This window comes from Asticcacaulis excentricus CB 48, from assembly GCF_000175215.2.
In the GTDB taxonomy this organism is placed as follows: domain Bacteria; phylum Pseudomonadota; class Alphaproteobacteria; order Caulobacterales; family Caulobacteraceae; genus Asticcacaulis; species Asticcacaulis excentricus.
Window position 1 is genome coordinate 1046251 of record NC_014816.1, and the last position, 24425, is coordinate 1070675.

The following is a 24425-nucleotide window of genomic DNA, read 5'->3' on the forward strand; positions in this document are numbered from 1 at the left end:
TCAATACGTTGATAGGTCGAGATTTTGACCACTTATAAACCTAAATGTCGAAGGCCTTGCCGTCAGCGCTTCAGGACCATGACGGTCACATCGGCGGTCTTGTTGTCGATCAACCGCACCTCGTAGGTGCCCGGTTGCAGGTCGAAATCGACGATCTTACGGATGCCGGAACAGTCCGGCCCATGGCCGTGCTTGCTTGATTTCAGCGCTTCGCCTGCCTTCACCACGTCGATCCAAAGGCTCGCCCCGGCGGCAATGCCATAGGTGCCGGCCTCAGTTACAGTGAAGCTGAGCGTGCCACTAAAGGTCGGGGTGGTCGGTGGTGTGGCGCGCGTGCGCTTATAGGTGACGCGGGTCGCCTCAAGCAGTGCCACCTTGACCGGCTTACCCACGCTTAGGGCCGGAGCGCCGCTAACATCAGTGGAGGCCTTGACCGAGGTGGCGTGCAGCCAATGGGTGAATGGCCCGGTCAGGACCGGCTCTGGGGGGCAGGCCGGTTTGGCCTCTTCGGCCCATACCAGTGCAGGGGTTAGCAACATAGCAGCGGAAAGAAGCAGGGCGCGCATGGGTTACCCTTTGCAAAGCCATTTTTGCGGCTGAGTTTAATCCCGGAATTGCGGCGCAGGGAAGACGGGCCGGGCTGATTATCGGCAAGGTAGGGACTCCGGGGTCAGTTGACCCCGGACCCCGGATATGGGTGCGCGTGTCGGGCAGGCTGTCCGCGTGGAGGACCTACCCTCCGCAGCCCGGATCAGGCCGCAATCGTGTTGCGTTAACGGAGCGCTTGGTGACCGTGTCAGGTGTTTCAGGCGCATCCATCTCGCTAAGGGTCCGCAGCATCCGGTACGCACAGGCGCGCAAATGTTCGCGCCGCTGTTCGGGGGTCAGGGGGCCAGCCATGTCCGTCGTCTCGGTTATGCCCAAAAGGGTAACCCCGCTTTTACGACGGGGATAGATTTCGCGCTCGTAACCGGGTGCAGGGGCTGTGCCCCCTGCGCGCTGAAGGCCTTGGTGGTTGGCGTCGCCTTGGGAAAACCTTATTTGCGACTAGGGTTGGAGTTGGAATTGTAGGGGGCAAAAGTGCGTGTTTGGGTTTTGGCTGTGGGGCTCCTATGGGCAGGGACAGCGAACGCGGCGGCTGTCATGCACGGGGTAGGTCCGTGGTCCGGCGGGGCTGTGCCCTATCATTTTGAACCAGCGTTGCTGCAAGAGGCGGGGGCCAAAGGGACCGATTGCCGCAACTGGAGCCAATGGCGCGCCGGGTCGGCAAAGCAGGCCTGTCAGGCCATGGACGAATGGACGCGCGTCAGCGGCGTACGCTTTGTGCCTGACGCCAAACGCCTTGACTCCGTAAGCATTGTCAGGGGGGGCGCTACGACCGGCACGATGGGCCGCTTGCCTGCGGGTAATCGGGTAACCATTGAGCCGGGCGTCACCTATGGCAGCGTTTTGCACGAGTTCGGCCATGTCCTGGGGCTGATGCACGAGCACCAGCGCCCCGACCGTGACGACTATTTGCGTCTTGAACCGTTTCTGACCGGGCTTTTGCAGCGTTGTACCTTCCTGACCGAGGTGTGTCGGGATGTGCGGCTTTCCTTTCCAAAGGTTGGGGTGAGGGCAAAGACCGCCTATGATCCGTGTTCCTTGATGCACTATCTGGCCAACCAGGCACCGCGCCATCCGCAGGACAAGCGCTGGGCGCATATCTTTACCCTGACGAACAAAGGGCAGGGCAGACTCAAGACCTGTCAGGGGCAGTTTGCGGCCCTGCCGGCGCGCTGCCGTAAGGTGGGGCAGAAATGCGCGGTGTCGAAGTCGGATGCCGAACTTGTCCGGCGCTTTAACGGGGTGGTGGGTTAGCGTCCTGTCGGACTTTTGATAAGCCGGGTGGCAGGGCACCGCGAAACCTTAGACAGAGCTTCGTATCTTCTCGACTTCACTGAAAGGAGATACGACATGAACCGCAATCGCATCGAAGGCAGCTGGGAGCAGCTCAAGGGTCACGTTCAGAAGGCCTGGGGCAAGCTGACGAATGACGATCTCAATGAGATCGAAGGCGACCGAAAGCTGCTGGCCGGTAAGATTCAGGAACGCTACGGCGTCGCTCAGGACGAGGCGGAGCTTCAGATCCGCCGCTGGAACGACGACGACGACACGGTGGATTCCGTCATCGCCGATCGCCGTTAAACTTGTGCAAAAAGCCCTCCGAAGTCACTTCGGAGGGCTTTTTTCAGGCCACGCGGGCAAAGGTCAGGCAGGTTTTCAGGCCACGCTCGCTGGTGAAGGCCACATCGCCTTTCAGCGTGCGGGCAAAGCTGTGCAAAATGCGCATCCCCAGACTTTTGGAGGCCGCGAGATCAAACCCGCCGGGCAGGCCGGGGCCATCGTCGCGGATCGACAGTACAAACACGTCGGGCTTCGTGTCATCAAGGCGAATGGTCACCGCGCCCTGTCCGGCGCTGAAGGCGTGTTTCAGCGAATTGGTCAACACTTCCACGACAAACAGCGACAGGGTCATCACCTGTTCGGCGGGAAGTGTGATGTCGGGCACCTCGACCTCCAGCTGGATGCGTCCGTCGCGGGTATGCAGCACATCTTCGGCGATGTCGCGCAAAAGGGTGCGCAAGGGCACATTGACATTGTCCGGGTCGTACAGCTTGCGATGGATGCGCGATAGGGTTTCCAGACGCCGGCGGGCGTCGGTCAGGGCATCGGTCGCCTCGCGATTGCCTTGCAGCTTTTTCGATTGCAGTGTGAGCATACTGGCCACGAAGGCCAGATTGTTGGCGATGCGGTGTTGAAGCTCGGCATAAAGCGTCTTTTGATGCACCACCAGGGCGGCATTGGTGTTACGTTCGGCTGACAATTTTTCCTGGGCTAGTCGCATGCCGTGGATGACTGCGATATCAACAGCCGAGACCAGCAGGAAAAAACCCAGCGCCACCAGCACCGGCGGGCTAACGTCGAAGCTGAAGGCCGGCGGGATGAAAAAGAACCATGCAGCCAGCGCGCTGAGCCCCGCACAGACAATGCCCGGCCAGAGGCCTACCAGCCATGCCGTCAGCATAACGGCGGGAAAGAAGGTCAGGAAGGGAAAACCGGGCGGTAAAGCCTTGTCGCTGACGAAGCGAACCCCCAGCGCCACCCCGAAGAAGGCCACAGCCACGCCATAACGAAACGCCGTCTGATCCTCGCGTTTGCGAAACCAGCGCGTTATCTCCCGGAAAAAACCCTCGACCCTGTGCATGGGACCGTTATTCCGGGGGTTTCGGCGGGCGTCAAGCCACTAGTGCACGGTAGAGGCAAGCCCTCATACGTTATTTATTATCGCGTCTGGCAGTGATTTCGGCTGCGATCATCAGGCCCAGCGCTGCCAATGAACCGATCCCCACGGTGGGCCCCAGCGCCGCCCAACCCCACTGTCCGGCAATGGCCGCTAGCAGCGGTGGGCCGATCAGCGAGCCGCCCGCGCCAAACTGCGTGAGCACGCCATTAGCGGCGGCGACGTTGAGGCTGGGGCTCATATGCGGCAAGCGGGCGAAGACAAGGCTTGAGCTTATGCCGGATATGGCGTTGAGCGCGATAATCAGCCCGGCTAGCCAAAGTGGATGACCGCCGATAAAGATCAGGCCGGCCAGAGCGGCGGGCACTAGCAGACCGGCGAACAAAGCGACCCAGCGCGCCCGCTCACCCCGGTGCAGGGCCTGTGCAGCGGCCCACGCCCCGCCTAAGGTCGCGGCGGAAGCGAGGCCCGTTACGGTGGCGGCGACAGACGGCGACTGCCCCTGTTCGGTGAGGAACAGCGGGAACATCGCAATCAGGCCGACGAACAGGGTGGTGTAGAAGCCAAACCCCGCGCACATAAGCCAAACGGGCAGGGGCGGCCATACGAGCCGGCTTTCGCTTTTCGTCTCGACCACCGGGGTGCGGACGGCGGCGAACAGGGCAGCCCCAGCCAACAGCGCCCATACAACCAGCACGGTACGCCAGCCGGTAACGAGCAGCAACACGCCGCTCAGCCCCATGCCGAGGGCAAAACCCGACGGAACAAACGTGCTCCACACAGTGAGCGCCGCGCCCTGATCCTGCGGCCTCGCGACGGTGGCGATCAAGGACGGCGCCGCAATGACCACCATTAGATAGCCGGCACTTTCGATCAGGCGGGCGGCAAACAGCGTCCACAGTCCAGGCACCAGCGCGCCGATCAGACCGCCGGCGGTCAGTAACCCCATGCCGTACAGCAGTGCCTTGCGGCTGCCCAGTCGGGCGATGAGGAGGCCGGCAACGATGCCGAGGCTGGCCCCGCCGGTTTCGATGAGTGACACCAGCCAGCCGGCTTCGACGCGCGACAGCTTAAGGTCGGCGGAGATAACCGGGCTTAAGGAGGCAAACTTGCCCAACGCGGCTGCGGCTAGCACGCCGGTAAACCACAGGAGCAGGATGGGACGCCAATGCGGGTCGATGCGGATCATGCCTTCGTCGATACGGGCGTGAGCGCGAACGATCAACGCATAAAATATGCGGTCACACCGTCGTCACAAGGCGGGCGGCGCGTCCGTCCGACAGCAAAAGCCGCTCCCAGATCAGGCGGCTTTGGACGATGGGGATGATGGGGTGGTAATTGGGGCCGGTAGCAACCTCCATGCGGCTGAGGCGGCCGTCGTGCCAGCCCAAACCCTCCAGCGAGGCTTCGGCGGCCAGGATGTCTTCAGAGGCATAGCGGATGAGTGACTTGCCCAGAAATGCCCCCGGCTCGGCCCGCCACAGACCTTCGCGCGACGGCGAAACCGCCAGCAGATCGTGCGTCCGGTCTTCTATCAGGTGCACGCTGAGCTGCGAGGTTTCCACCAGCCGCTTGAGGATGGTGTCCTGCGCCGAGTCGGCCAGAAGCCGATGCGCCCGTTGCCACTGATCATCCGGCAGGGCCAAAGCCCCGCTTTCCCACCGCGACACCGTCGTCTGCGTCACGCCCATCAGCTCGGCCAGATGGCTTTGCTTGAGGCCCTTCAATAGCCGCAATCGGCGAAGCGGGGAATGGTGGCGGGACATAGTCCGACTGTGGCAGGGGCGCGGATGAAGATCAATACCCTCCGATAACCGGCAGGACTTCACCCGTAATGTAGCTGGAGCACTGGTTCGACGCCAGAAACACGTAGGCGGGGGCCAGTTCTTCTGGCTGGGCCGGGCGCTTCATAGGGGTTTGTGATCCGAACTGTTCGACCTCGTTCGATGGCTTTTCCGCCGGGTTGAGCGGCGTCCAGACGGGGCCGGGGGCAACGGCGTTGACGCGGATGCTTTTGGTGATCAACTGCCCCGACAGGGCGCGCGTAAAGGCGTGGATGCCGCCCTTAGTCATCGAATAATCGACGATGGACTTCGAACCCTCTATACCGGTGATCGAGCCGGAATTGACGATGGCTGCCCCGGCCCGCATGTGGCGCAGCGCCGCCTGGGTCATAAAGACATAGCCGTAGAGATTGGTCTTCAGCGTCGTGTCAAGGTGCTCGGGGCTGAGCTTTTCAAACTGCAACTCGTGCATCTGAAACGCCGCATTATTGACCAGCAGGTCGAGCTTGCCGAACGCTTCGACGGTCGCGTCCACCGCCGCTAAGCAGAAGTCGCGGTTGGTGACATCACCAGAAAACAGCAAGGCCTTGCGTCCTTCGGCCTTGATCAGCGCCGCGGTCTTTTGCGCATCCTCATGCTCGTTAAGATAGACGATAGCGACGTCCGCCCCTTCGCGGGCAAACAGCACGGCGACGGCGCGCCCGATGCCGGAATCGCCGCCGGTGATGATCGCCACCTTGTCGTTCAACTTGCCAGAGCCCTTATAATAGGGGGCGTCATACATCGGTTGCAGCTCAAGATCGGATTCCCGACCCGGTTTGTCGAGCGTCTGACTCGGAAGGGGTGGCACGGGATAGGGCCGCGCTCCGGTTTGCGGTACGGCGTCTTCGCCCGGCGCGGTCTGTTCCTGGCCTACGGCTTGCTGAAGGGCGCGGTGACGTTCGGCGGTCTGTTCGGCTTCGGCAGCGAAGTGCGCAAAGCGGTCATCGGGGGTCATGCAGTGCTCTCTCTTAAAAGGCTGACCCCGCCCGTCCTTCGTATGCCCCGTCAGGCCGTCAAAAAGCAATTGCGCTTACATCTCCCCAGAGTTCAAAGCTGTAAAGCCCGTCCACAAAGCCATGGTGACCATCATCATATTCTCAGTCAGTGAGACAAAGCCCAGTGGCACATGATTGTTGCTGCCGACGCAGGCGCATTTCAGTTCGCGTCGGTCGAGATAAACAGCCTTGAAAACCGACACGGCCCCGATGCTGCCGATCAGCAGCGCCACCGGTACAGACAGCCAGCTCAGCGCCTCTGCAGCCATCAAAAGGCCTGCACCGCCTTCTGCAAAGGGATAGATATAGCCATAGGGCACCCAGCGTTTGGCCAGCAGGTCGTAGTTCAGGAACATGGTCGAGAAGGATTCAACATTCTGGAGCTTCAGCATCGAAAGAGCCACCATGCTGAAGGCGATAAACCATTTTGCCGCCTGGCCGGTAAAGGGGGTGCCGAATACTGCATATGAGACGCTCAGCGCCAGCAGTGCCATCAGGGCAAAAACGGCGATCACCGGAGTATAGGTGGGTGTTTTGGGGTCCGGTATTCGCTGCCCGAAATAGCGTCTCAGATCGTCATAACCCCCGACCCGTTCATCGCCGATAAAGGTTTGCGGTGTGGTTTTGACACCATACTGGGCTTTGAAGGCTTCGGTCTCTTCGCGCGTTTTCAGCCAATGATCTTCAACAGTAAAACCGTTTGATTTAAGCAGGTGCAGCGCCTTCAAGCCGTAGGGGCAGGTGTGCGTCGCCATGACCATGCGATAGAGTGTGGCGACTTTGGATTGATCTGCCATCGTGCCCTCCTTCTTGATAGCCTCTGCGCGAGCCTTATACCCTTAGACCGCGAAAGCTATGCGAATAGGTACGTAGTCTGGCAAGAGATGTGAAAGGGCAAGGCACCCACTTGCGATCGGCTCTGGCTCAGATGTCATCTGTCCAAGGCCTCACCCCTGTAACTGGGGATTTAGAATCCGGGCAAGACTGCAATATTCCGCCTCCCCCGGCGTGCCGGGGGAGGAAACGTCTGAGCATGGATGATGGTGGCGGAGCGGGGCTCGAGCCGCAAAAGAAAAGGGCGCAGATGATGTCACCTGCGCCCAGTTATGGGGTTTAGTCTAGCGTGCCGTTCACTCTGCCGGTTCGGCTGGGATATAGACCTCTGAGCCCATATCTTTGAACTTCTGAGACATTTCCGCCATGCCCGTCGCGGCTTCGAGGTCCGCCTTTTCATTGTCGGTCATGTTGGCGGCGTAGTCGCGGACCTCCTGCGTGATCTTCATCGAGCAGAATTTCGGGCCGCACATCGAACAGAAGTGCGCCGTCTTGTGCGCCTCTTTCGGCAGGGTCTCATCGTGGAAGGCGCGCGCCGTATCCGGATCGAGGCCCAGATTGAACTGATCCTCCCAGCGGAAGTCGAAACGCGCGCGGCTGAGCGCATCGTCCCAGGCGCGGGCGGCAGGGTGCCCCTTGGCGAGGTCGGCGGCATGGGCGGCGATCTTATAGGTGATCACGCCAGTCTTCACGTCGTTGCGGTCGGGCAGGCCCAGATGCTCCTTCGGCGTGACGTAGCACAGCATGGCTGTGCCGAACCAGCCGATCATGGCCGCGCCGATACCGGAGGTGATGTGGTCGTAACCCGGCGCGATGTCGGTGGTTAGTGGCCCAAGCGTATAGAAGGGCGCTTCACCGCAGGTCGCCAGTTGCTTGTCCATATTGGCCTTGATCTTGTGCATCGGCACGTGGCCGGGGCCTTCGATCATCACCTGACAGCCCTTGGCCCACGCCACCTTGGTCAGTTCGCCCAGCGTCTCCAGTTCAGCGAACTGCGCGCGGTCATTGGCGTCGGCGATCGAGCCGGGACGCAGGCCGTCGCCCAGTGAGAAGGTGACATCGTACTCACGCATGATGTCGCAGATTTCCTCGAAATGCGTGTAGAGGAAGTTTTCCTTGTGGTGGGCCAGACACCACTTGGCCATGATCGAGCCGCCGCGTGACACGATGCCGGTGACGCGATTGGCGGTTAGGTGCACATAGGCGAGGCGCACGCCCGCATGGATGGTGAAATAGTCCACGCCCTGCTGTGCTTGTTCGATCAGAGTGTCGCGATAGACTTCCCACGTCAGGTCTTCGGCGACGCCATTGACCTTTTCCAGCGCCTGATAGATGGGCACGGTGCCGATAGGGTTGGGCGAATTGCGCAGAATCCATTCGCGAATATTGTGGATGTTGCGGCCGGTCGAAAGGTCCATGACGTTATCGGCGCCCCAGCGGATCGCCCACACCATCTTATCGACCTCTTCCTCCATCGATGAGGTGACGGCGGAATTGCCGATATTGGCGTTGATCTTCACCAGGAAGTTGCGGCCAATGATCATCGGCTCGACTTCGGCGTGATTGATATTGGCCGGGATGACGGCGCGACCGCGGGCCACTTCGTCACGGACAAATTCCGGCGTGATGAAGTCGGGAATGGAGGCTCCGAAGTCTTCGCCATCACGGATGACTTCGGCTTCCTGCTTACGGCGGATGTTTTCGCGGATAGCGATATATTCCATCTCGGCGGTAATGATACCGGCGCGCGCATATTCGAGCTGCGTCACCTTATGCCCGGGCTTGCCGCGCATCACTTTCGGCAGGTTGGGGAATTCGGGGGCCAGACGTTCGGCCGAAACATTGCCATTGTCTTCCGGCTTGACCTTGCGGCCTTCGATAAATTCGACATCGCCGCGATCAAGTACGAACTGTTCGCGCACGCGCGGCAGGCCCTTGTCGATCTGAGGCACAAAGCCTTCTTCGGTGTAGGGACCGGTGGAGTCGTACAGGCTGACTGGCGGCTCATTGGCCTCTTTTTGCAGGGCGACTTCGCGGAACGGGACGCGCAGGTCAGGGAAGAGGACGCCGGGTTCATAGACCTTTTTTGAGCCGGGGAAGGGCGAGGCTTCGACCCGGATTGGCTTTAAGTCCTTGATGGGCTTGTTCATTGAATAATCCCTTTCTGAGCCTGTGGTGTGCAGGCGTGTCAATAAAGGGATCATGCGCGTCAGGTGTCTGGCCAAATGGCGAGTTGTCAGCGAAACGCGGACGCCAGAGGCTTACTCACTCCCTTCGCCGGCATGACCCGGATCAGGTTCGGCGGGTTTACGGACGCTGGTCCGATTCTCAGCCCGCTTGCGCGCGGACACCCCGGTGAACGATGCGCGGAATTTAGAGGAACGACGGCAGGGGGGCAAGGGGGAATGTGGCATTGCTGCGGGCCTCTACTCTCTTTACCTATTGGTAAACTTCCGGGCGCAAACTTATCCACAGGGGCTGCTTAACGCCCGGAGGAAATGACGATGCCCGCAGGTGAACCTCTGCGTACTGTATCGGAGCAGGAACTGCATATGAAGGTCGGCGCCTACGACGAATTGCGCCACCCCCACGGCTATGTCTATGCCAAGGAACACCATCACTGGTACTGGTTTGCAGGCATAGGCGTGTCACTAGCGCTGGTCGGCGCCGTCTTCTGGGGCTATGCGCTGTATGAAAACGGAGCCGCTCCGGTGTGCACGTCGAGCTTTGTTGATCGTTCGACATCTCCCAGCGGGGGGCGCATAGCCGAGGTGCGGCAGGTGTCCTGTCTGGGCGGTGCGCCGGATTTGCGCCTTATCGTGCATAATGCCGGAGCCACAGCCGAAGCGCCCGCCGTTTCGGCGTTTGAGGCTGGGACTGAGGTGCAGTTACGCTGGGTGTCCGACGGTGAACTGGCCGTCGCCAAGCAGGGCGGTCGGGTGTGGTTCTTCAAGACCCACTGGAAGGATGTGCGGGTGCATCTGGCCCAATAGCTGTGGAATCGGTTGCGTTGCGGATGAGCCGTCACCTGTCCGATTTTTAACGAAAAGAGCCCTTCCTTTTGGCCGCAGAGCTTCTACATCTTCTGCGTCATCCAGAGGAGGTTTCTTATGTTCGGCAATGTGTCCGTTCCCACCACCCATCATCGTCAGGCCGGTGTGGCCGACGACATCGACTTTGAGATCAAGGGCGAAGAGCTGCAATTCGTTGAGATCGAACTCGATCCGGGCGAAAGCGCCATCGCCGAAGCCGGCGGCATGGTGTGGAAGGATTCCAGCGTCGGCATGACCACGGTGTTCGGCGACGGATCGGGTCAGCAAAAGGGCTTTATGGGCGCGCTTCTGGGCGCGGGCAAGCGTCTGATTTCCGGTGAAAGCCTGTTCACCACCGTGTTCACCCACAATGGTCAGGGCAAGGCGAGGGTCGCCTTTTCGGCTCCGGTGCCGGGCTCAATCATCCCGCTCAAGCTGTCGGACGTCGGCGGTCGCCTGATCTGTCAGAAGGATTCGTTCCTTGCGGCGGCCAAGGGTGTGTCGCTGGGCATCGCCTTCCAGCGCAAGGTGATGACCGGCCTGTTCGGTGGCGAAGGCTTCATCATGCAGAAGTTGGAAGGCGACGGCTGGGTCTTCGTACAGTTCGGCGGCGCGGTTATTGAGCGCACGCTGGCCCCTGGTGAGCAGCTTCACATCGACACGGGCTGCGTGGCGGCCTTTACCGATACGGTCGATTTCGACCTGGTGCAGGCGGGCGGCGTCAAATCGATGCTGTTCGGCGGCGAAGGCGTGTTCTTCGCGCAACTGACCGGGCCGGGTAAGGTGTGGATACAGTCGTTGCCTTTCTCGCGTCTGGCCGGTCGCGTGCTGGCGGCCGCGAGCGGGGCGGGCCCGAACAGGGGTGAAGGCTCAGTCCTAGGCGGCCTTGGCGACCTGATCGGGGGCAATAACTAGTCGGGAAACGATTTAAGATATAACCCCGCGTCTCCTCCCTAGGCTTGCGTGGGGAGGTGGCCGCGAGCGAAGCGAGGCTGACGGAGGGGTATAACCGTCCGCACGATACCCCCTCCGCCTCGTAAACTCGGCGCCTCTCCAGGATATGGGGAGGAGGAAGATCGCGAAGAGCCTATCGTCCCAAAGCCTAATCCTGTTGAGCCTCCGGTGCGTTGCCGGGGGCTTTTTCAGGCGCCTTTTGTGGGCGGGTTGCCGGAACATAGAGGCCCGTCACGCGGTCGATGATAAAACCCGTTTCGTTGATCCGCCCACCATAGGCCGCGCAAGGGTCGGTCGCCGATGTATAGCTGCGGCTGGGCGGCAGGGGCTCCGGCGACATTACGCGCGCCGCATCGTCACCGAACGGCTCGGCAAATTGCAGTGCGTCTCCCAGTCGCGACAGGGACGGGGAGTCGGTGCCCAAGGCCTGCGCCTGACGCGCCCAGACGATGGCGGCGACCTGACGCTCATTGACCTTCATTTCGGCCTCGGCCCCCAGACCGCCCAACGACCCCGGCAAGCGGATGCCCAATGGCCCCGGAATGAAGAAGTTGGCAACGGCCGCAGCACCTGAGCCGACGGTTCCGGTTGGTTCAAACCACGTGACCGCTGAATGCACCTCGGCATCGGACTGCGTGCGGTCGCTGACCATCTCATAGCGTTCGGCCAGTTCAAAACAAAGCTGCGCTTCGACCTCGGTCAGGACCAGCGCCTTTTCGTTGTCCTTCAGCACGTAGCGCGTGGTCTCACCGGTCGCAAGCTTAGTTGGGTGCAGATAGACGCGCTTTACCTGATTGAGCGCCGCCGTATCGCGGTATTCCCGCGTCGTGGTGCGCCCGGACTTGCCCGGTGTCAGTTGTTCGGTCGAAGACAGGCTGGAGTCGTGGCCATCCGGGGCACTGGCGCAGGCGGTCAGACCGATGGCGAGGGCCGTGAAGGTGAGAGCAAGCCGCATGTCTTTTCCCTGTGTTCAATTGAATGGCATACGCGCACGGATCGCACTCGGATTGCAAGGCTTAATACGGGCGATTGCGCGGCAGGGGGGCTTCTGCCATTAGGGTGATATGAAAACAGAGACCCGCCCGGCGACGCCGCTAAATTTTATCGTCCTGCTGGTCCTGTTCGGGGCGTCGGGGCTTGTACTGTGGATGCGCCCGGAGGTATCTGGGGTGGCCACCTTTGGCTTTGTCGTGCTGGGCTGGGTCATCGGCCTGTGTCTGCATGAGTTCGGCCATGCGGCCTCGGCGGCGGCCTTTGGCGACTATTCGGTCAAGGCGCGCGGTTACCTGACGCTCGATCCGGTCGTCTATATCAACGGCCCGAACAGCATCGTTTTACCCGTGCTGATTCTGGTGCTGGGGGGCATCGCCCTGCCAGGAGCGGCGGTGCTGATCCGGCCCGACCTGATCCGCCATCGCTGGCAGTCGTCGTTGATCGCGCTGGCCGGGCCGGTGATGAGCCTAATCTTCGCCCTGATCAGCTATGGCGCGGCACAGGTGGCGTTCGCGCAGGCGGCACCTGACGTGTTTTGGCAGGCACTGATCCTGCTCAGCTTTTTTAACCTGATGGCCTTTGTGCTCAACCTGCTGCCTATTCCGGGCTTCGACGGGTTTGGCGTGATCACGCCGCTGCTGCCGCAGCCCCTGCGCGGCATGGCTGAGCGTCTGGAGCGCCGGCCGTGGATCAGCCTGCTGGCATTGGTGCTGATCTTCCTCTTCGGCTTTCCGTTGATCTATGCGCTACTGGGTCTGGTGGCCGGCACGCTGGGGCTTGATCTGGACGGAATGCGTCCGGCGTTCGATCGGTTTACCTTCTGGAACTGAGAGGAATTAATCCTCATGAAATCGGTCCACTCAAGCCGCCGTTGAGGCGGCAGCCCGGGTGGCGGAGCCACCGTCCGGCGAGGGGCTAAACAACGGTCAGCCTTCCTGAACGATCACCCCGTACCAGCCCAGCCCGGCATAGGTCTCGTAGCCGGGTGTGCGGTGAAAAGCCACCAGCCGCTCGTGGCGGTCCACGTAGTGACCTGAGGCGCGGCCCTGCGTATCGAGCGGGATGCGCTCAGTAAGGCTTCCGCGACCATCGGATGTAGCGATGACCAGCCCCTGTGCGTCAGTCAGCAGGACGCGCGTGCGGCGCTTTTCGGCCTCGCTCAGGCGCACCCCGTTGACGATGGTCTCCGCCTGCGGCTGCCAGTCGAAATGCACACCCAATATGCCGATCAGCTCGCCATCGGCCTGACCGCCGACGCGCACGCCGGTGGCGTAAGAGGCGACCTGCGTCCCTTTGAGCAGCGGTTCGGCGGTGATGTCGGCGACGGCGAAATCATTGCCGCTGCTAAGGCCGAGCGCCTTCTGAAACCAGTCGCGCGAGGCGACGTTCTGACCCGCCGCATGAAAGCGATCGGGGCGGCCATTGGCCAGAATGTGGCCATTTAGATCGCACAGCCAAAGGTCGATATAGACCGTATAGGCATCGAGAATGACCCCCAGACGCGAAGTGGCGTAGCGGCAATTGTCTTTCGTCGGATGCGATGCAGCCTCCCATACGGCGGAATCGGTGGCCCACCAGCGCACATCACAGGTACGCTCATAAAGGTTGCGGTCGATCAGCTCGATGGCATTGAGCGCCAGATCGGTCATGCGCGCGCCTTGCGCCTGCCGCGCCATATCGCGCGTCAGCTTTTCCAGCGCCTCGATCTCGCCTCCCAGCTCGGAAGCCAGGGACGAAGACAGGCCTTCGACCTGGGTAGAGATGTTGCGCACCTCATCGGCGACGACGCCGAAACCAGCCCCCAGCTCACCCGCGCGGCGCGCTTCGATCAGGGCATTGAGCGCCAGAATACGCAGGGTATTGGTCACCTGACGGATGTCGCGGACCTTATGTTGGGTGAGGTCGCGCGCCCGAGCGGTACGAGCGATAATGTCGTTGACCGAAACCGCTTCGTCGGAACCGGCGGTCTGTGTCCCGGATGCGCTGATCGTCGAAAGTGCGTCCACGAATCACCCCTTGTTGTCTCTGCGGACGAGAGACAACAAGGGTTTGGGAATGGTTTCAAGTCCAACCATCGTCCAAGAAATACAATTTATATGTATACGAAGTAAGGCGAGCCTTGAGGGACTTATTGGGGTTGTACAATAACCCCATACCACCCCAATCCCTGGTAGGTTTCGTAGCCCGGCGTGCGGTGGAAGGCGACTAGCGCCCCCGTGTGCGGATCGCTGTAATGACCCATGACGCGCCCTTCGGTCAGCAGGCGCACCCGCTCACTCAGTAGGCCCTGACCGTCGGAGGCGGCGATTACCAGTCCCTGCGCGTCGGTCATCAGGACGCGCGTGCGGCCTCGTTCCTCTTCCGACAGGCGCGCACCCTGCGTGATGGTCAGGGCCTGCGGCTGCCAGTCAAACTGGATACCTAGCACGCCTAGAAGCGCGCCATGGGGGTCGCCGTCTTGACGCACACCCGTCGCATAGGTGGCGACCTGAGCGTTACCCAAAAGTGGCTCGGTCGTAATGTCTGCGACAGCAAATTCCTGACCGTTACGCAAGCTGAGCGCACGGCTGAACCAGGTGCGGTCGCGCACATTCTGCCCCTGCACGTGGTGGCGCTCTGGCCGGCCGTTGGAGAGAATATTTCCATCGAGATCGCACAGCCACAGATCGATATAGACGGTGTAGGAGTCGAGTATAACCCCCAGTCGTCGAGAGGCATAGGCGGTGTGCGCCGGGGTCGGATTGGCGGCCGCCTGCCACAGTGCCGAGTCGGTGGCCCACCAGCGCACATCACAGGTGCGCTCATACAAATTCCGGTCGATCAGCTCGATGGCATTGAGCGCCATGTCGGTCAGCCGCGCCCCCTGACTGGCTATAGCCATGTCCTGAGTGAGGCTGTCGAGATTGATGATCTCGTTGCCCAGATCGCGCGCCAGCCCCTCGACCTCCGTCGAGATGGCGCGCACTTCATCGGCAACGACCGAAAAACCGGCACCTTTATCGCCCGCGTGTTTGGCCTCGATCAGGGCGTTGAGCGCCAGTATACGCAGCTTGGCCGTCACGGCGCGGATGTCCTGAACCTTGGTGTGGGTGATAGTCTTGGCACGGCGGGTTTGCGAGAGGATGTCCGACAGGGTGATGGCGGAGGACATGAAGCGGCTTCCTTCGTTGCAAGCGTATCATGTGCAGTGGCCCGATCATCATCGGGTACGCGGCAGGCGATAGGCAAAAAGTTAGAGTCACAAGTGGGGAATACCCACGTTATGCGAATAGCGCAGGGCACAACCTATGCGGTTCGCAGGTGCCGCATCGCAAGGGCAAGCAAGGATTTTTGAGACGATTTGAGCCAGTCTGTCGGCGAATGTTTCCCCAAAGACACGCTATGGTTTCGTGCGCAACTTTTCCGGGTGCGGATGAAACAATCTCAACCGCAGATTTGAATACGTTATAATCTATCCCTAAGGGCGTACCAGCTCAGGCCGGCGATCATGGCAGGGATGCGCAGCCATTTTCCGCCGGGAAAGGGCGGTGTGCGCAACTGCATCAGCAGTTCGGCGTCGCGGCGGTCGCCCGTCACGGCACGCGCCAATAGCGTTCCGAAGTAGGGGGCCAGAACCACCCCCTGACCGCTATAGCCTGCGCTGACCCAGACGTGGGGCGACAACTGACGCACATAGGGCGAGCGGCTCAGGGTGATGGCCAGAGTGCCACCCCATCCGTGGGTGATCTCGATGTCGGCCAGTTGCGGGTAGACCTTCAGCATGTTGCGGCGGACAAAGGCGCGGATGTCATTGGGGAACCACGGCGTATAGTTTTCGCCGCCACCAAACAGTAGGCGGTTGTCCCGTGTCTTGCGCCAGTAATTGACCACGAAGCGCGAATCCGCTGCCGCGACATCGTTGGGCAGGATCGCGGCATCGGGCAGGGGGGCGGTAGTCAGGATGAAGTTGTTGATCGGCAGCACATGCGTGTCGATGTCGCCATCCAGCCCCGACATATAGCCATTGCCGCAGATCAGCAGATGGCGTGCCCTTAACCATCCGTTTTTAAGAAAGAGCGTCACGCCCTGCTTTGTGGTCTCATAGCGCTCAACACGGCTGTGTTCATAAAGACTGGCCCCCGCAGCTGTTGCAGCCTTGGCCAGTCCCTGCGCCAGTTTCAGCGGATGCAGATGCCCGCCGCCGGCGTCAAACGTGCCGCCGTGATAGATGTCGGTGCCCAACTCGGCGGCAACCTCCGCCTTATCCATAAACCGCACCTGATCATAGCCGTAGCGGCGCGACACAAAGTCGGCATAGGCGCGGTCGTCTTCGGCAAAACGCGGGCGGTGCCAGGCGTGGATTAGGCCGGGCCGCAGGTCGCAGTCGATAGCGTGCGTAGCAATCAGCTCTTTCAGATGCGCCTTGGCGGTTTCGGCCATCTCCCACAGCTCTCGCGCCGCATCGGCCCCCAGTTGACTTTCAAGCGTCTGCGGATCGACACGCTGACCGGTGTGGACTTGCCCGCCATTGCGCCCGGACGCCCCCGAGCCGATCTCCGCCCCTTCGAGCAGGGTAACGCAGACGCCTTTGCGGGCAAGTTCCAGAGCCGCGCCGAGGCCCGTATAACCCCCGCCGATAATCGCCACATCGGTATCGGCCTCACCGGCAAAGGCAGGCCGGTTTAGCCGGCCCGACGTATCGGCGTACCAGCAGCCTTCGGGATGGCCGGTGTTTCGGGCGGTCGCCATCACACATTTAGCAGTAGGAACTCGCGCTCCCACGGGCTGATCGTACGCATGAAGGTCTCGTATTCGTGGTGCTTGACCCGGGCATAGGCGGTCACAAAGGCCGGCCCAAGGATCGTGTTCAGCGCCTCTGAGCGTTCCAGCTTGATCACGGACTGGATCAGAGAATAGGGCAGTTCCGCCGACGGGTCGTTCGAGACGTCCGTATCGACCGGGGCGGAGGGTTTCAGCCCTTCGACCATGCCCAGATAGCCGCAGGCCAGCACCGCCGCTATGGCCAGATAGGGGTTGGCATCGGACGAAGGCAGGCGGTTTTCCAGGCGACGGTTGTCAGCATCCGAAGGCGGCACGCGCAGGCCGGCCGTGCGGTTATCGAAGCCCCAGTGCGTATTGACCGGGGCGCCCGACCCCTTGGACAGGCGGCGGTAAGAATTGACATAGGGCGCCAGAAGAGACACGGCGGCGGGCATATAGGTTTGCTGACCGGCGATGAAGCTGAAGAAAAGGTCGGTCGGCTCACCGGTCTTGGGATCGGAAAACAGGTTGCGCCCGCTGCTGTCTACGATCGACTGGTGGATGTGCATGGCCGAGCCCGGCTCCATCGCCATCGGCTTGGCCATGAACGTGGCGTAGATGTCGTGCTCCAGCGCCGTTTCCTTGATAGTGCGCTTGAACATAAAAACCTGATCGGCCAGTTCCAGCGGATCGCCGTGGCGCAGGTTGATCTCCATTTGCGCCACTCCCGATTCGTGGATCAGGGTGTCAATCTCCAGCCCTTGCGCCTCCGAATATTCGTACATGTCTTCGAACAGACCGTCGAATTCATTGACGGCGGAGATGGAATAGCCTTGACGCCCGGTTTCTGGGCGGCCTGAGCGGCCCACCGGCGGTTTAAGCGCATAGTCAGGGTCAATATTCTTTTCGACGAGGTAGAATTCCAGTTCCGGTGCGATGACCGGCTTCCAGCCCTTTTCGTGATAGAGGCTGATGACGCGTCGCAGCACCTGACGCGGGCTTTCCTCGACCGGGCGGCCATCGGGATGGAAGGCGTCGTGGATGATCTGCGCCGTTGGATCTGTCGCCCACGGTACAGCAGCCAGCGTGCGGAAATCCGGGCGTAGGAAGATGTCGGTATCGGACTGCACCGTGCCGACAATGCCCTCAAGATCAGGGAAGTCGCCGGTAATGGTCTGATAGAAGATCGACAGCGGCAGGTTCATCGCCGCCGTGGTCAGGAATTTGCGCACCGGCATGATTTTGCCGCGCGCCACCCCGGCCAGGTCTGGCACCATGCACTCGATCTCTTCGATATTCTGCTCAGCCAACCAGCCGGCGGCTTCGGAGACGTCGGCAGCCCCGCGCTTTGAAAAGCCGGATTGCGGACGTTTGGACTTCGATTTCATGGGTCACCTGTGGAATGAGGCCCTGTCGGCAGAGACTGACGCATGGATTTTTGATCCGGGCCCCGGTTGGGTGCGATCATGATGGCGCGGGTCGCGCGGTTTTGGCAACCCTCCATCCGGTCGTGTCGAAATTGTGATCACAATTTCGGGCATTTGTCGAGCCTCGGAGGATGACCGCATGCGCTTTGATATCCGGGACGTGTTCACCGGCCTGCCCGTATGGGTGGGGGTGGTCAGCGTGGCCGTCATGACCTTTATCGCGGCCCTGGCCATCGCCTTCGTGATCATGGGGGTGGCGCGCTGGCGGGCCAAACAGCACCTGACGGCACTCTATCGCTTTGACGTCAACCGGCTGAAAAAGCCACTCTACACGGTGTGGCCTCTGCTGGCGGCGGCGATTGCTGTGCGTGTGGTCTGGCCCGACGCCGTGCACGTCGACGCCTTTATGACCCTGACCAAGTTTCTGACCATCCTGCTCATCTACTGGCTGGCCCTGTGCGGCATCGACATCGTGACGGCCAGCGTGTCGCGGCGCTACGACATCACGGTCAAGGATAATCTCAAGGCGCGGCGCGTCCTGACGCAAATCACTTTGGTGCGACGGCTGGCGACCTTTCTGCTGGTCCTGCTCACTCTGGCGGCCGTCTTCCTACTGTTCGATGAATTGCGCGGCCTAGGCGTCAGCCTTCTGGCCTCGGCCGGGGTGGCGGGCATCGTCATCGGCTTTGCGGCTCAGAAGACATTGGGAAATCTGCTGGCCGGTATCCAGATCGCCCTGACCCAGCCCATCCGGCTGGAAGACGCCGTGGTGGTCGAAGGCGAGTGGGGCTGGATCGAGGAAATCACGTTGACCTATGTGGTGGTGCGTCTGTGGGACCTGCGTCGGCTGGTCCTGCCCATCAGCTACTTCATCGAAAAGCCGTTCCAGAACTGGACGCGCACCTCGGCCAGCCTGATCGGCACGGTGGAGCTTTATACCGACTACAGCGTGCCGGTGGAGGCCTTGCGCGCGCACCTTGCGGACCTGCTCGCACGTACTGACCTGTGGGACGGTCAGGTGCAGGTGGTGCAACTGACCGAGGCCCATGCGCAGGTGGTGAAGATCCGCATTCTCGTCAGCGCCGCCGACTCACCCACCGCCTTCGACCTGCGCTGCTACGTGCGCGAAAACATGATCGCATTCCTAAGCACCCACTACCCCGAAGCCTTACCCAAAACGCGGGCGCGGATCGAAGAGGGTGGCGCGATGCCGGATAAGGCCGTAAAGCCCGATATCCGCCATCCCGCCGACTCCGCCGCGCCTGTGACCCATGCTTTTTGAGATTTCCGACCCCGACGACCCCCGCCTTGTGCTATATCGTGATGTGAAAGACCGTGATCTTACAGGCCGGCAGGGGCTGTTCATGGCCGAGGGCAAGGTGGTGCTGGAGCGCCTGTTTACTTCGCCGGTGGCCGAGACGGTGAGCGTGCTTACGACGCCGGAGCGTCTGGGTGGACTGGTGTCCTTACCCGACGCGCCGGTCTACGTGGTGCCGCAAGGCGTGATGAATCAGGTGGCGGGCTTTCCCATCCATCGCGGTTATCTGGCACTGGGGCGCTATGCGCCAAAACAGGCGTTGTCTGAACGGGTGAGTGGCACCACGGCGCGCGTTTTGGCCCTGTACGGCATCGCCAATACCGACAATATGGGCGGGCTGATGCGCAATGCGGCGGCCTTTGGTGCCGATGCGGTGCTGCTCGATACGACCTGCTGCGATCCCCTGTACCGCAAGGCCATCCGCGTCAGCGTCGGTGGCGCGCTGGAAGTGCCGCACTATCGCACGGACGACATGGTGGGTACGCTGAGGGGGCTGGGTCTGACGCCCTATGGCTTGAGCCCGTCCGGGGCTGTGACTCTGGAAGAGGTTATGCCGGACCCACGTTCCGCCGTCCTGTTTGGGGCCGAAGGACCGGGTCTGCCGGCGGAGCTTATGGCGGCGTGCCGGACCGTGCGTATCGACATGCACGGGGGCTTCGACAGCCTCAATGTGGCGACCACCAGTGGCATTGTTCTGTATCGCTTTCGGGCCTAATGTGGTATTGTCACACAAAAGAGCTTGATTAAATAAAATTGATATATTTAATGGGCGAAAACAATGAGGGAGCTGAAAATGAAAACGACCGCCTGGTTGCTGGCCGCTGGCCTGAGTGTGAGTCTGTGTCTGGGGGGCGGTGTCGTTAGCGCACAGGCGCACGAGACTCTGAAGCTGGAGGCGCCGAAGCCCAACCTGTTGCCGGCCCCGCCGATGGGGTGGAATTCGTGGAACAAATACGCCTGCAATATCACTGAGGACATCGTGCGCAAGCAGGCCGATGCCATGGCGGCGTCAGGCCTCAAGGAGGCGGGCTATCAGTATATCGTCATCGACGACTGCTGGCAGAAAAGCCGCGATGCCGACGGGAATATTCAGGTCGATCTGGAACGCTTTCCGTCCGGCATGAAGGCCCTGATCGACTATGTGCATAGTAAGGGGCTGAAGTTCGGCCTCTATTCCGACGCCGGTTCGCTGACCTGCGGCGGCCGTCCGGGCAGTGCCGGTCATGAGTTTCAGGACGCCCGCCAATACGCGCGATGGGGCGTCGATTACCTGAAATACGACTGGTGCTACACCGGCACGCGCGATGCAGAAGCGGCCTATACGATTATGGCCAAGGCGCTGCGCTCGTCCGGGCGCGATATCGTCCTGTCGATCTGTGAGTGGGGCGACAACTATCCGCAGCGCTGGGCCGCGCCCATCGGTCACCTGTGGCGCACCACCGGCGACATCTATGACGCCTGGGAGGGCAAAAAGGGCTATTCGATCGGCATGGTCAACATTCTCGACAAGCAGGTGGACCTGTGGCGCTATTCCGGCCCGAACCGCTGGAACGATCCCGACATGCTCGAAGTCGGCAATGGCGGCATGACGACGACCGAATACGAGTCGCATTTCTCGCTGTGGGCTATGCTGGCCGCGCCGCTGATCGCCGGGAACGACCTGTCCAATATGGACGCCGATACGCTGCGCATCCTAACCAACACCGACGTTATCGCCGTCGATCAGGACCCGCTGGGGCAGCAGGCCAAACGCATCTGGAAAGAGGGCGATCTCGAAGTCTGGGCGCGTCCGCTGAAAGGCGGCGATCAAGCGGTGGTGCTGTTTAACCGCAGTGCCGCCCCGGCGGAGATGAGCGTCACATGGGAACAGCTCAACCTGCCGGCCGGACTGAAGGTTCAGGTCAAAGACCTGTGGTCCAAAAAGGTGACGAAAAACGTCAAGGCGCGCTTTGGTGGCACCGTGGCTTCGCACGGCGTGATCATGGCCCGCTTGACTCCAACTATTTGATCACGCGTTTGTGAACGCGCAGATCAAGCGGTTTCGCTGTCGGTTTCATCGGACATACTGCCAAAACCTGTCACCATGTTGCGGTTGGACTGTTCCGGCATCATCACCTCGCCCTCGTGCAGCGTGTCGCGCCACGCCTTAAGCAGCGCGGCGCGGCGGCGCGGGAAGGGGATGTCGAGAGGCTTCCAGCTCAGTATGCGTTCGGTGCGGAAGTGCCGAAAGGCCTGTTTCAGTTCGCACCACACCACCAGTATGCGCAGGTGGTCGAAAAAACCGAGCGCAATGGGCCAGACGGTGCGTTCACTGACTGTGCCCTTGAGGTCGATATAGCTCATATAGACGCAGCGTTCCGAACGGATGGCCGATCGGATTAGGGCCGGGTCGATATGGGCTTGGGGCACGGCCAGACCGCGCCCGACCAGCAGGCCGCGCTGCGTAAGGTCTTCACGGATGGCGGCGGGCAGATGCGGGCTTAGCGCCTGAATCAGGCTTTGCGCCGCTTCGCCCAGACGCGGTTCAGCGCGATCGGCAACCCACAAAGCCCCGGTGATCAGGGCTTCGATCTCTTCCGGGGACAGCATCAGCGGCGGCAGGCGGTACGCCGGTCTCAGCACATAGCCGATGCCCGGCGCGCCTTCGATAGGGGCCCCTTGTGCCTGCAAGGCGGCAATGTCGCGGTAGAGGGTGCGCAGGGACGTGCCCAGCCGGGCGGAAAGGGCGCGTCCGCTGATGGGGGCGCTGTGTTCACGCAAGACTTCGAGGAGGGCGGCGTGGCGGTCGGCGGTCTTCATCGCCTGAATGTAACATGCTGCCAAAAAATTGCAGCATGTATTGGCGGAGGCGCGTTTTTTCGGTCCCGAAAACGTGTCCGCGCCTGCATTGACTCCCGCTGCGGCAAGGGTCTACGCCTTGTTGCATCGGCAACCGACGCAGAAGCGGTTGCGAGGTTAAAGGGAGGGTAACCCATGCACGCAGCGGCCATCGTAGGCTGGGGTCATACGCCGTTCGGAAGGCTGGACCTGTCGCTCGAAGCGCTGATCCAGACGGCGGCGCGTGAGGCGCTCGGCGACGCCGGGATCAGCGGGGCCGACGTCGATGCGGTTTTTCTGGGGCTTTACAATGCCGGACTGACGCCCGATGGTTTTTGCGCCTCCATGGTCTTGGGGGCCGATGAGGGCTTGCGCTACATACCCGCTACGCGGCTGGAAAACGCCTGTGCCTCTGGATCGGCGGCGCTCTATGCGGCGATGGACGCCATTGCGTCCGGGCGCATTAACACCGCACTGGTCGTCGGGGCCGAAAAAATGACGGCGCTCGACGGGGCGGGCGTGACGCGCGCTTTGGGGGCCGCCAGTTATCAGGCCGAAGAGGCTGGCCTGTCCTTCCCCGACATCTTCGCCCGCTTTGCCAGCGCCTATGGTGAGCGCTACGGCGATCCGACCCTGGCCATGGCGCATATCGCCGCCAAGAACCACGCCGCCGCGATGAATAATCCACTAGCGCAGCTCAAAAAGCCGCTGTCGGTCGAGTTCTGCGCCACCGTGTCCGAGAAGAACCCCCTGATCTCTGACCCGTTGAAAATGACCGACTGTTCACTGGTGTCGGACGGGGCTGCCGCCATCGTTTTGACCCGCGCAGACCGGGCCCAAGACTTCCGGCGCGCCGTTGGCTTCCGCGCGTCGGTTCAGGTCAATGACCTGCTGCCCCTGTCGGCAAAGGACATGACCGACTTCACCGCCCCGCGTCTGGCCTTTGAACGCGCCTATGCGTGGGCGGGTGTGTCAGTGTCTGACATCAGCTTTGCCGAGGTCCACGACTGCTTCACCATTGCCGAACTTTTGGTCGCCGAAGCCATGGGACTGGCCCCCAAAGGGCGGGGGGCAGAGTTCATCATCGCCGGAGGCACCGGTCGTCAGGGCCTATGCCCCACCAATATGTCCGGCGGTCTGAAGGCCAAGGGCCATCCGGTCGGGGCGACGGGCGTCTCCATGCACGTCCTCGCCGCGCGGCAACTGTGTGCGGAGGCGGGCGAGATGCAACTGCCAGATCCGAAGCTCGGACTGGCCTTCAACATGGGCGGCGGTGCGGTCGCCAACTATGTGAGTATTCTGGAGAGACTGTCATGACCTCACCCGGTGCCCGATTTCGTGCGGCGCTCAAGGCCGAAACCCCGTTACAGGTCATCGGCGCGATCAATGCCAACCACGCGCTTTTGGCCAAGCGCGCCGGTTACCGCGCTATCTACCTCAGCGGCGGTGGTGTGGCTGCAGGGTCGCTGGGGATGCCCGACCTGGGCATCAGCAGCCTTGAGGACGTGCTGATCGACGTTCGCCGCATCACTGATGTGTGCGACTTGCCGCTAATGGTCGATATTGACACGGGCTTTGGCCCCTCCGCCTTCAATATTGAGCGCACGATCAAGACGCTGATCAAGGCTGGGGCCGCCGCCTGCCATATCGAGGATCAGGTGGGGGCCAAACGCTGCGGCCACCGGCCGGGCAAGGAGATCGTGTCGATCGCGGAAATGGTCGATCGCGTTAAGGCCGCCGCCAATGCCAAAACCGACCCGGACTTCTTTCTGATCGCCCGCACCGATGCTATTGCCGTGGATGGCGTCGATGCGGCGATTGAGCGGGCGCTGGCTTGCGTCGACGCCGGGGCGGACGGGATCTTTGCCGAAGCGGCCTATGACCTCGACACCTATCGCCGCTTTACCGCCGCCGTAAAGGTGCCGGTGCTGGCCAACATCACCGAGTTCGGCAAGACGCCGCTGTTTACGCGTGAAGAACTGGCCTCCGCCGGGGTTGCCATTCAGCTTTATCCGTTGTCGGCCTTCCGCGCCATGAACCGCGCCGCTGAGGTCGTCTATGAGGCCATCCGCCGCGACGGCCATCAGAAGAATGTGGTCGACCTGATGCAGACGCGCGACGAGCTGTATCAGCGCATCGACTACTATGACTATGAACAGCGCCTCGATGCGATGTTCAATAAAAACAAATAATAAGCGGAGGGAAT

At 61.5% G+C, this 24425-nt stretch carries 23 protein-coding genes and 1 riboswitch; of the genes, 10 read left to right on the top strand and 13 right to left on the bottom strand.

The genetic code is table 11. The features are described 5' to 3' along the window. Positions 1–62: 62 nt before the first annotated feature. Positions 63–566, bottom strand: coding sequence for a hypothetical protein (locus ASTEX_RS04935; RefSeq protein WP_013478511.1), 504 nt, complete (start codon positions 564–566; stop codon positions 63–65). Between the two features lie 514 nt (positions 567–1080). On the opposite strand from ASTEX_RS04935, the gene ASTEX_RS04945 reads away from it, so the two are divergent. Both ASTEX_RS04945 and ASTEX_RS04950 read left to right on the top strand, forming a co-directional pair. Continuing rightward, positions 1081–1860 (top strand): M12 family metallopeptidase, encoded by a 780-nt coding sequence (locus ASTEX_RS04945; RefSeq protein WP_041658530.1) that lies wholly within the window; start codon positions 1081–1083, stop codon positions 1858–1860. A 96-nt stretch (positions 1861–1956) separates the two neighbouring features. Then, the gene (locus ASTEX_RS04950; RefSeq protein ID WP_013478514.1) at positions 1957–2187 is read left to right on the top strand and encodes a CsbD family protein; all 231 of its coding nucleotides are present in this window, start codon (positions 1957–1959) and stop codon (positions 2185–2187) included. 43 nt (positions 2188–2230) lie between these two features. On the opposite strand, the gene ASTEX_RS04955 is transcribed toward ASTEX_RS04950, so the two are convergent. The 6 genes from ASTEX_RS04955 to thiC form a co-directional block, all read right to left on the bottom strand. Next, positions 2231–3247 (bottom strand): sensor histidine kinase, encoded by a 1017-nt coding sequence (locus tag ASTEX_RS04955; protein ID WP_013478515.1) that lies wholly within the window; start codon positions 3245–3247, stop codon positions 2231–2233. 70 nt (positions 3248–3317) lie between these two features. Continuing rightward, entirely contained in the window at positions 3318–4508 is a 1191-nt protein-coding gene (locus tag ASTEX_RS04960; protein ID WP_041658532.1) for an MFS transporter, read from the bottom strand. 16 nt (positions 4509–4524) lie between these two features. Further along, positions 4525–5049, bottom strand: a complete 525-nt coding sequence (locus ASTEX_RS04965; protein ID WP_013478517.1) for a helix-turn-helix domain-containing protein — start codon at positions 5047–5049, stop codon at positions 4525–4527. Between the two features lie 31 nt (positions 5050–5080). Then, a complete protein-coding gene (locus tag ASTEX_RS04970; RefSeq protein WP_013478518.1) occupies positions 5081–6064 on the bottom strand; it encodes an SDR family oxidoreductase in 984 nt (327 codons plus the stop codon). Between the two features lie 75 nt (positions 6065–6139). Then, positions 6140–6901, bottom strand: coding sequence for a glutaredoxin family protein (locus ASTEX_RS04975; RefSeq protein ID WP_013478519.1), 762 nt, complete (start codon positions 6899–6901; stop codon positions 6140–6142). Between the two features lie 333 nt (positions 6902–7234). Next, positions 7235–9088, bottom strand: coding sequence for a phosphomethylpyrimidine synthase ThiC (gene thiC / locus ASTEX_RS04980; protein ID WP_013478520.1), 1854 nt, complete (start codon positions 9086–9088; stop codon positions 7235–7237). Positions 9089–9190: 102 nt separating this feature from the next. Further along, a riboswitch (TPP riboswitch) is annotated at positions 9191–9303 on the bottom strand. Between the two features lie 133 nt (positions 9304–9436). Here thiC and ASTEX_RS04985 point away from each other — a divergent pair. Next, the gene (locus tag ASTEX_RS04985; RefSeq protein ID WP_144004610.1) at positions 9437–9931 is read left to right on the top strand and encodes a hypothetical protein; all 495 of its coding nucleotides are present in this window, start codon (positions 9437–9439) and stop codon (positions 9929–9931) included. A 117-nt stretch (positions 9932–10048) separates the two neighbouring features. Then, positions 10049–10885, top strand: coding sequence for a TIGR00266 family protein (locus tag ASTEX_RS04990; protein ID WP_013478522.1), 837 nt, complete (start codon positions 10049–10051; stop codon positions 10883–10885). A 187-nt stretch (positions 10886–11072) separates the two neighbouring features. Here ASTEX_RS04990 and ASTEX_RS04995 read toward each other — a convergent pair whose 3' ends face one another. Further along, entirely contained in the window at positions 11073–11879 is an 807-nt protein-coding gene (locus tag ASTEX_RS04995) for a DUF3313 family protein (RefSeq protein WP_013478523.1), read from the bottom strand. A 109-nt stretch (positions 11880–11988) separates the two neighbouring features. On the opposite strand from ASTEX_RS04995, the gene ASTEX_RS05000 reads away from it, so the two are divergent. Then, on the top strand, positions 11989–12747 hold the full coding sequence (locus ASTEX_RS05000; protein WP_013478524.1) for a site-2 protease family protein: 759 nt from the start codon (positions 11989–11991) through the stop codon (positions 12745–12747). 96 nt (positions 12748–12843) lie between these two features. Here the strand turns inward: ASTEX_RS05000 and ASTEX_RS05005 are convergent, their stop codons facing one another. The 4 genes from ASTEX_RS05005 to ASTEX_RS05020 form a co-directional block, all read right to left on the bottom strand. After that, positions 12844–13923 (bottom strand): methyl-accepting chemotaxis protein, encoded by a 1080-nt coding sequence (locus ASTEX_RS05005; protein WP_013478525.1) that lies wholly within the window; start codon positions 13921–13923, stop codon positions 12844–12846. 122 nt (positions 13924–14045) lie between these two features. Beyond that, entirely contained in the window at positions 14046–15068 is a 1023-nt protein-coding gene (locus ASTEX_RS05010; protein ID WP_013478526.1) for a methyl-accepting chemotaxis protein, read from the bottom strand. 293 nt (positions 15069–15361) lie between these two features. Continuing rightward, the gene (locus ASTEX_RS05015) at positions 15362–16645 is read right to left on the bottom strand and encodes an NAD(P)/FAD-dependent oxidoreductase (RefSeq protein ID WP_013478527.1); all 1284 of its coding nucleotides are present in this window, start codon (positions 16643–16645) and stop codon (positions 15362–15364) included. Beyond that, a complete protein-coding gene (locus tag ASTEX_RS05020; protein ID WP_013478528.1) occupies positions 16645–18045 on the bottom strand; it encodes a glutamine synthetase family protein in 1401 nt (466 codons plus the stop codon). The genes ASTEX_RS05015 and ASTEX_RS05020 overlap by 1 nt, the downstream gene beginning before the upstream one ends. A 178-nt stretch (positions 18046–18223) precedes the next feature. Here ASTEX_RS05020 and ASTEX_RS05025 point away from each other — a divergent pair, with 178 nt between their 5' ends. The 3 genes from ASTEX_RS05025 (at position 18224) to ASTEX_RS05035 (ending at position 21410) form a co-directional block, all read left to right on the top strand. Continuing rightward, the gene (locus ASTEX_RS05025; protein WP_013478529.1) at positions 18224–19366 is read left to right on the top strand and encodes a mechanosensitive ion channel family protein; all 1143 of its coding nucleotides are present in this window, start codon (positions 18224–18226) and stop codon (positions 19364–19366) included. Next, complete coding sequence (locus ASTEX_RS05030; RefSeq protein ID WP_013478530.1) at positions 19356–20117, top strand: TrmH family RNA methyltransferase; 762 nt, start codon at positions 19356–19358, stop codon at positions 20115–20117. The genes ASTEX_RS05025 and ASTEX_RS05030 overlap by 11 nt, the downstream gene beginning before the upstream one ends. 78 nt (positions 20118–20195) lie before the next feature. Beyond that, the gene (locus ASTEX_RS05035) at positions 20196–21410 is read left to right on the top strand and encodes a glycoside hydrolase family 27 protein (RefSeq protein WP_013478531.1); all 1215 of its coding nucleotides are present in this window, start codon (positions 20196–20198) and stop codon (positions 21408–21410) included. A gap of 23 nt (positions 21411–21433) precedes the next feature. Here ASTEX_RS05035 and ASTEX_RS05040 read toward each other — a convergent pair whose 3' ends face one another. Continuing rightward, on the bottom strand, positions 21434–22201 hold the full coding sequence (locus ASTEX_RS05040; protein WP_013478532.1) for a helix-turn-helix transcriptional regulator: 768 nt from the start codon (positions 22199–22201) through the stop codon (positions 21434–21436). Between the two features lie 174 nt (positions 22202–22375). Between ASTEX_RS05040 and ASTEX_RS05045 the strand changes: the two genes are divergently transcribed. Together ASTEX_RS05045 and prpB are read left to right on the top strand one after the other, a co-directional pair. Continuing rightward, the gene (locus ASTEX_RS05045) at positions 22376–23536 is read left to right on the top strand and encodes a thiolase domain-containing protein (protein WP_013478533.1); all 1161 of its coding nucleotides are present in this window, start codon (positions 22376–22378) and stop codon (positions 23534–23536) included. Beyond that, positions 23533–24411, top strand: a complete 879-nt coding sequence (gene prpB, locus ASTEX_RS05050; protein ID WP_013478534.1) for a methylisocitrate lyase — start codon at positions 23533–23535, stop codon at positions 24409–24411. The genes ASTEX_RS05045 and prpB overlap by 4 nt, the downstream gene beginning before the upstream one ends. Positions 24412–24425: the final 14 nt, after the last annotated feature.